The organism is Mesorhizobium sp. M4A.F.Ca.ET.020.02.1.1 (assembly GCF_004022645.1).
Taxonomy (GTDB): Bacteria; Pseudomonadota; Alphaproteobacteria; order Rhizobiales; family Rhizobiaceae; genus Mesorhizobium.
In genome coordinates, this window is record NZ_RZOI01000355.1 from 1 (window position 1) to 6110 (window position 6110).

At 63.7% G+C, this 6110-nt stretch carries 5 protein-coding genes and 1 pseudogene; 5 read left to right on the plus strand and 1 reads right to left on the minus strand.

What is annotated here, in order from left to right; translation table 11 throughout:
• A partial coding sequence (locus tag EN742_RS20825) for a phosphatase PAP2 family protein (RefSeq protein ID WP_128333220.1) occupies nt 1-650 on the plus strand: 650 nt, incomplete at its 5' end.
• 6 nt (nt 651-656) lie between these two features.
• Here EN742_RS20825 and EN742_RS20830 read toward each other — a convergent pair.
• Entirely contained in the window at nt 657-1331 is a 675-nt protein-coding gene (locus tag EN742_RS20830; RefSeq protein ID WP_126054872.1) for an alpha/beta hydrolase, read from the minus strand.
• Nucleotides 1332-1580: 249 nt separating this feature from the next.
• Here EN742_RS20830 and EN742_RS20835 point away from each other — a divergent pair, with 249 nt between their 5' ends.
• The 4 genes and pseudogenes from EN742_RS20835 to EN742_RS20855 form a co-directional block, all read left to right on the plus strand.
• Nucleotides 1581-2741, plus strand: a complete 1161-nt coding sequence (locus tag EN742_RS20835; RefSeq protein WP_127422110.1) for a cysteine desulfurase family protein — start codon at nt 1581-1583, stop codon at nt 2739-2741.
• Between the two features lie 183 nt (nt 2742-2924).
• Nucleotides 2925-4442, plus strand: a complete 1518-nt coding sequence (gene sufB, locus EN742_RS20840) for a Fe-S cluster assembly protein SufB (RefSeq protein WP_127407210.1) — start codon at nt 2925-2927, stop codon at nt 4440-4442.
• Between the two features lie 231 nt (nt 4443-4673).
• Nucleotides 4674-5429, plus strand: coding sequence for a Fe-S cluster assembly ATPase SufC (gene sufC / locus EN742_RS20850; protein WP_126054868.1), 756 nt, complete (start codon nt 4674-4676; stop codon nt 5427-5429).
• 25 nt (nt 5430-5454) lie between these two features.
• Nucleotides 5455-6110, plus strand: a pseudogene (locus EN742_RS20855) (Fe-S cluster assembly protein SufD); the annotation flags it as partial.

Consider the following 6110-nt stretch of genomic DNA (forward strand, 5'->3'; position numbering starts at 1 on the left):
CGCCCGGCTTCGTCCAGTTCACCGACTTCTTCACCGATTTGGGCCTGGGCGGCTGGTACCTCATTCCGGCGGCGCTTTGCCTCGTCGCCGCTAATCTGACGGACTGGAGAAGCCTGTCCAGGCGAGCACGGCTTTTCGTCTACAACTGGACCTGCTTCGCCTTCCTGGTGCTTTGCGCTGTCGGCTTGTCCGGCCTGGCGGTCAATCTCTTGAAATACGGCATCGGCCGGGCGCGGCCGCTCTATTTCAACGATTTCGGGGTTTTGTCGCTGCACCCCTTGGCCATGGATGCGCGCTTTGCCGGCTTTCCTTCCGGCCATGCCACCACGATGGGCGCGGTGTTCGGCGTCGCGCTGCTGCTGTTCCCGAGGCGCTGGTACATCGCCCTGGCGCTCACGGCGTGCATTGCCTCGACGCGCGTCTTCGTTGGCGCCCATTACCCTAGCGACACTGTTGCCGGCTTCGGGCTGGGGCTGGCCTTCGCGATCCTATCGGGGCTGGTCTTTGCCCGGCTGGGCTTCATCTTCGGCCGGCCGTCGTCGAAGCGGCCGGAACGCAAGAGGACATTCCGATTGGGATGGGCCAACGCAGCCCAGCGCCGGGAATTGATGGCGAAGCAGAGCGGACGGCTCAGCGCCGACCACCCATAAGACGATTTACCTCAGCCGCTTCGGCCGGGGATCGGCGAGTTCGCCCGCCAGCCTGCGGTCGAGATAGTCGGCGCATTCCTGCAGCAAAAGGTCGGCGTCATTGGCGAAGAAATGGTTGGCGCCGGGCAAGGTCTTCTGCGTGATGGTGATGCCCTTCTGGGTGTGCAGCTTGTCGACCAGCGCCTGCACATCCTTGGGCGGCGCGACCTTGTCGGCGTCACCGTGGATGATCAGACCCGACGACGGGCAGGGCGCCAGGAACGAGAAGTCGTAGGTGTTGGGCTGCGGCGCAATCGAGATGAAACCTTCGATCTCGGGCCGGCGCATCAGCAACTGCATGCCGATCCATGAGCCGAACGAATAGCCGGCGACCCAGCAGCTCTTGGAATCCGGATGCAGCGACTGCACCCAGTCGAGCGCGGCGGCGGCGTCCGACAGTTCGCCGGTGCCGTGGTCGAACTCGCCCTGACTGCGGCCGATGCCGCGGAAGTTGAAGCGAAGCGTGGTGAAATCGCGTTTTTGGAACATATAGAAGAGGTCGTAGACGATCTTGTTGTTCATCGTGCCGCCGAACTGGGGGTGCGGATGCAGCACGATGGCGATCGGCGCGCTCTTTTCCTTGGAAGGCTGGTAGCGACCTTCCAGGCGACCGGCCGGACCGGCGAAAATGACCTCAGGCATAAAAAACTCCACGTGGCGTACGAATGCGCTCAGCCCGGAACAACTCTTCCTCTGGCCCACTGTGGCCTTGACGCCGGGCAAGCGTCTTCTTAGAAGCTAGTTTAGAATTGTTCAAAACTGGGTGGCCGAACCCGCTGGCCCGACCGCCCTTGCCGCAAGCCGCGTAAATAGGACGGCTTGCCTTGCGATTTCAAGGAAATAACGCGCTATCCTCGCAGGATGGCTCTCGAAAGGACCGATCCAGGGAAAATGGCCGCAACTCGCGCCTATCTCGACTACAACGCCAGCGCGCCGCTGCTTGAAGAGGCGCGTTCGGCGGTTGTTGCAGCGCTTGGTGCCGCCAATCCGTCCTCGGTCCACGCCGAGGGCCGCGCGGCGCGGCGACTGGTCGAGGATGCAAGGCGCGATGTCGCCGCCTTGGTGAATGCCAAGGCCGCGCATGTCGTGTTCACGTCCGGAGCCACGGAAGCCGCCGCCACGCTGCTCACGCCGGACTGGCGGATGGGGCGCGGCGCGGTTCGCATGAGTCGGCTCTACGTGTCGGAGGCCGACCATCCTTGCGTCCTCAATGGCGGACGCTTCCCTGCCGAACAGGTGACCCGGATCGGCGTCGATCGAAACGGCATTGCCGATCTCAATGCGCTGGCTGCCGCTCTCGCCGCGCACGACAAGAGCGATGGCCTGCCGCTGGTGGCCATCCACGCCGCCAACAACGAGACCGGCGTCATCCAGCCCGTCGATCGCATCGCTGAAACCGTCAAGGCGGCGGGTGGCGTGCTCGTGATCGACGCCGTACAGGCGGCGGGCCGCATTCCGATCGATATGTCGGCCGGCTATGCCGACTATCTGATCCTGTCCTCGCACAAGATCGGCGGCCCCAAGGGCGTCGGCGCCATCGTCGCGGCGGCCGATCTGATGATTCCGAAGCCGCTGATCAATGGCGGAGGCCAGGAAAAGGGCCATCGCGCCGGCACCGAGAACCTTCCCGGTATCGCCGGTTTCAGCGCCGCCGCGCGCGCTTCGCTGGCCGGCCTTCAAGGCATCGACGCGGTGGCTCGACGCCGCGACGAGGTCGAGGTCCTGGTAAAATCCCTGGCGCCGGACGCGGAAATCTTCGGAAATGGCGCGCAAAGGCTTGCCAACACGACATTCTTCGCTATTCCCGGCGTGAAGGCCGAGACGGCGCAGATTGCCTTCGATCTCGCCGGCGTGGCGCTGTCGGCGGGGTCGGCCTGTTCGTCGGGCAAGGTCGGGCCGAGCCATGTGCTCAAGGCGATGGGATTTGGCGACAGCCTGGGTGCCTTGCGCGTGTCGATCGGCCATGCGACCGGCGCCGAGGATATCGAGCTGTTCCGGGCAGCACTCGCGGGCATCGCCGCGCGTCGTGCCGGTGCGGAGAAGGCCGCCTGAGCGGCGACAGGAATTCGGGCCTCCCGGGCCTGGTAGAGCCGTGCGTTGAAATGGCCGGGTGAATTCCCGGTCGGAACGCACTATATGGAACTTACGCCGCCCCGGCCGCCCATGCGTGGCCATTGGTGGTGCCATAGTTTGAAAACTGTCGGGCCTTGACCCCGGCGTGGATGGAGAACGCTTATGCCTGCTGTGCAGGAGACGATCGATCGGGTTCGAAAGATCGACGTCGACCAGTATAAATACGGATTCCAGACAGAGATCGCGATGGACAAGGCCCCCAAGGGCCTGAGCGAAGACATCATTCGCTTCATCTCTGCGAAGAAGGGCGAGCCGGACTGGATGCTGGAATGGCGTCTGGAAGCCTATCGTCGCTGGCTGACTCTGGAAGAGCCGACCTGGGCGCGCGTCGACTATCCGAAGATCGACTTCCAGGACATCTACTACTATGCGGCGCCGAAGAGCACGCCGGGCCCGACCTCGCTCAGCGAAGTCGACCCTGAGATCCTGAAGGTCTACGAGAAGCTCGGCATTCCGCTGAAGGAGCAGGAAATCCTCGCCGGCGTGCAGAAGACGGACGCCTCGGAGCTCGAGGAAGCCAACGACAATGTCTTCAAGTCGGGCCGTGTCGCGGTCGATGCGGTGTTCGATTCCGTCTCTGTCGTCACCACCTTCAAGAAGGAACTGGCCGAGGCCGGCGTCATCTTCTGCTCGATCTCGGAAGCCATCCGCGAGCATCCGGAGCTGGTGAAGAAATATCTCGGCTCGGTCGTGCCGACCTCCGACAATTTCTACGCCACGCTGAACTCGGCGGTGTTCACCGACGGTTCCTTCGTCTTCGTGCCGAAGGGCGTGCGCTGCCCGATGGAACTGTCGACCTACTTCCGCATCAACGAGAAGAACACCGGCCAGTTCGAGCGCACGCTGATCATCGCCGAGGAGGGGGCCTACGTCTCCTATCTCGAAGGCTGCACGGCGCCGCAGCGCGACGAGAACCAGCTGCATGCCGCGGTGGTCGAGCTGGTCGCGCTCGACGATGCCGAGATCAAATATTCGACGGTGCAGAACTGGTACCCCGGCGACGCCGAGGGCAAGGGCGGCATCTACAATTTCGTCACCAAGCGCGGCGACTGCCGCGGCGACCGTTCGAAGATCTCGTGGACGCAGGTCGAGACCGGCTCCGCCATCACCTGGAAATACCCGAGCTGCATCCTGCGCGGCGACGATTCCAGCGGCGAATTCTATTCGATCGCCGTCTCGAACGGCTACCAGCAGGTCGACTCGGGCACCAAGATGATCCATCTCGGCAAGAACACGTCGAGCCGCATCATCTCCAAGGGCATCGCCGCCGGCTTTTCGCAGAACACCTATCGCGGCCAGGTCTCGGCGCACCGCAAGGCGACCAACGCGCGCAACTTCACCAATTGCGACTCGCTCTTGATCGGCGACCAGTGCGGCGCCCACACCGTGCCCTACATGGAAGCCAAGAACTCGACCGCCCAGTTCGAGCACGAGGCGACGACGTCGAAGATCTCCGAGGACCAGAAGTTCTACGTCATGCAGCGCGGCATCCCCGAGGAAGAGGCGATCGCGCTGATCGTGAACGGCTTCGTCAAGGACGTCATCCAGCAGCTGCCGATGGAATTCGCTGTCGAGGCGCAGAAGCTGATCGGCATCAGCCTTGAGGGAAGTGTGGGGTGACAAGGGCGCCCAAACGCGAATCCGCAGAAAAGCATGTCTATCTGCGGGATCGAATGGACAGCTGGGAAACGAGGCTGCAACTGGCGTTGTGTTTGGGCGCAGCGGGCGCTGCGTTGCTTGTCGCGGTTTATTCGCCGGATGGCTTTTGGCACGCACTTTTGGAAGCCTTGAAGCAGATGTTAAATCGGGTTTAGCCGGGCAGACGGCTACGCATAGGACGAATGGAAGAAAATGCTTGAAATCAGAAACCTGCACGCCCGCATCGTCGATGACGGCACCGAGATCATCCGCGGCCTCAACCTGACGGTGAAGGCCGGCGAGGTCGCCGCCATCATGGGCCCGAACGGCTCGGGCAAGTCGACGCTGTCCTATATCCTCGCCGGCCGCGAGGACTATGAGGTGACCGAGGGCGACATCCTCTACAACGGCCATTCGATCCTCGAAATGGACCCGGCAGAGCGCGCCACCGCCGGCATCTTTTTGGCCTTCCAGTATCCGATGGAGATACCGGGCGTCGCGACCATGGAATTCCTGAAGGTGGCGATGAACGAGCAGCGCAAGGCGCGCGGCGAGGAGCCGCTGAAGATCCCGGAATTTCTGAAGCGCGTGAAGGACGCCGCCGCCTCGCTCAACATGGACATGGCGATGCTGAAGCGGCCGCTCAATGTCGGCTTCTCCGGCGGCGAGAAGAAGCGCGCCGAGATCCTGCAGATGAAGCTGCTCGAACCAAAACTCTGCGTGCTCGACGAGACCGATTCCGGCCTCGACATCGATGCGCTGAAGATCGTCTCCGACGGCGTCAACGCGCTGCGTTCGCCGGAGCGCGCCATCGTCGTCATCACCCACTACCAGCGCTTGCTGGAGCACATCGTGCCGGACAGCGTCCACGTGCTCTACAAGGGCCAGGTCATCAAGTCGGGCGACAAGTCGCTGGCGCTCGACCTCGAAGCCAATGGCTACGCCGGCGTGATCGGCGAAGCCGCGTGAGATGCCAGCAGGCGAGGCGAGAGCAATGAACATGCACGCACAGCCCCAGCGCACCCCCGCCGAAACGGCGCTGATCGACGCCTTCGGCGAACGGCTTTCGCTGCTGCCCGGCGATGGCGCGGTGATGATGAAGCGCGACGACGCGATCGAGGCGATCAAGCGCGGCCTGCCGTCGCGGCGCGTCGAGTCATGGCACTATACGGACCTGCGCCGGCTGCTGAACCTCAATCCGGTGCCGGACTTCGAGCCGGCTGCCACGGCCAAGGCCATGGCGCCGGTGCTGGAAGGCTCCGCAGTGCTGCCGGTGCTGAACGGCGCCTCGACCGCGAAGCTGCCTGCCGTCGAGGGCGTGACCGTGCAGCGCCTGTCTGAAAAGCTCACCGACGGCAGCGTGGCGTCCGGGCTCGATCCCTATGGCGCCGATGACGCGATCGGCGCGCTGAACACCGCCTTTGTCGCCGACGGCTATTTCGTCGACATCGCCGACGGCACGGAAATGGAGAAGCCGATCGAACTGCAGAACCTGCAATCCGGCGGCCAGGCGCATGTGCGGCTTCTGACGCGCGTCGGCGCCGGCGCCAAGGCGACCATCGTCGAACGCCAGTCGGGCGAGGGTATCGGCCTTGTCAGCTCCGTCAGCCAACTCGTGCTCGGCGACGGCGCAGAGGTGACCTGGCTGAT

Coding starts and splice junctions, on each gene's coding strand:
- EN742_RS20830 (WP_126054872.1), bottom strand. CDS start 1,331: ATGCCTGAGGTCATTTTCGCCGGTCCGGCCGGTCGCCTGGAAGGTCGC.
- sufB (WP_127407210.1), top strand. CDS start 2,925: ATGCCTGCTGTGCAGGAGACGATCGATCGGGTTCGAAAGATCGACGTC.
- EN742_RS20835 (WP_127422110.1), top strand. CDS start 1,581: ATGGCCGCAACTCGCGCCTATCTCGACTACAACGCCAGCGCGCCGCTG.
- sufC (WP_126054868.1), top strand. CDS start 4,674: ATGCTTGAAATCAGAAACCTGCACGCCCGCATCGTCGATGACGGCACC.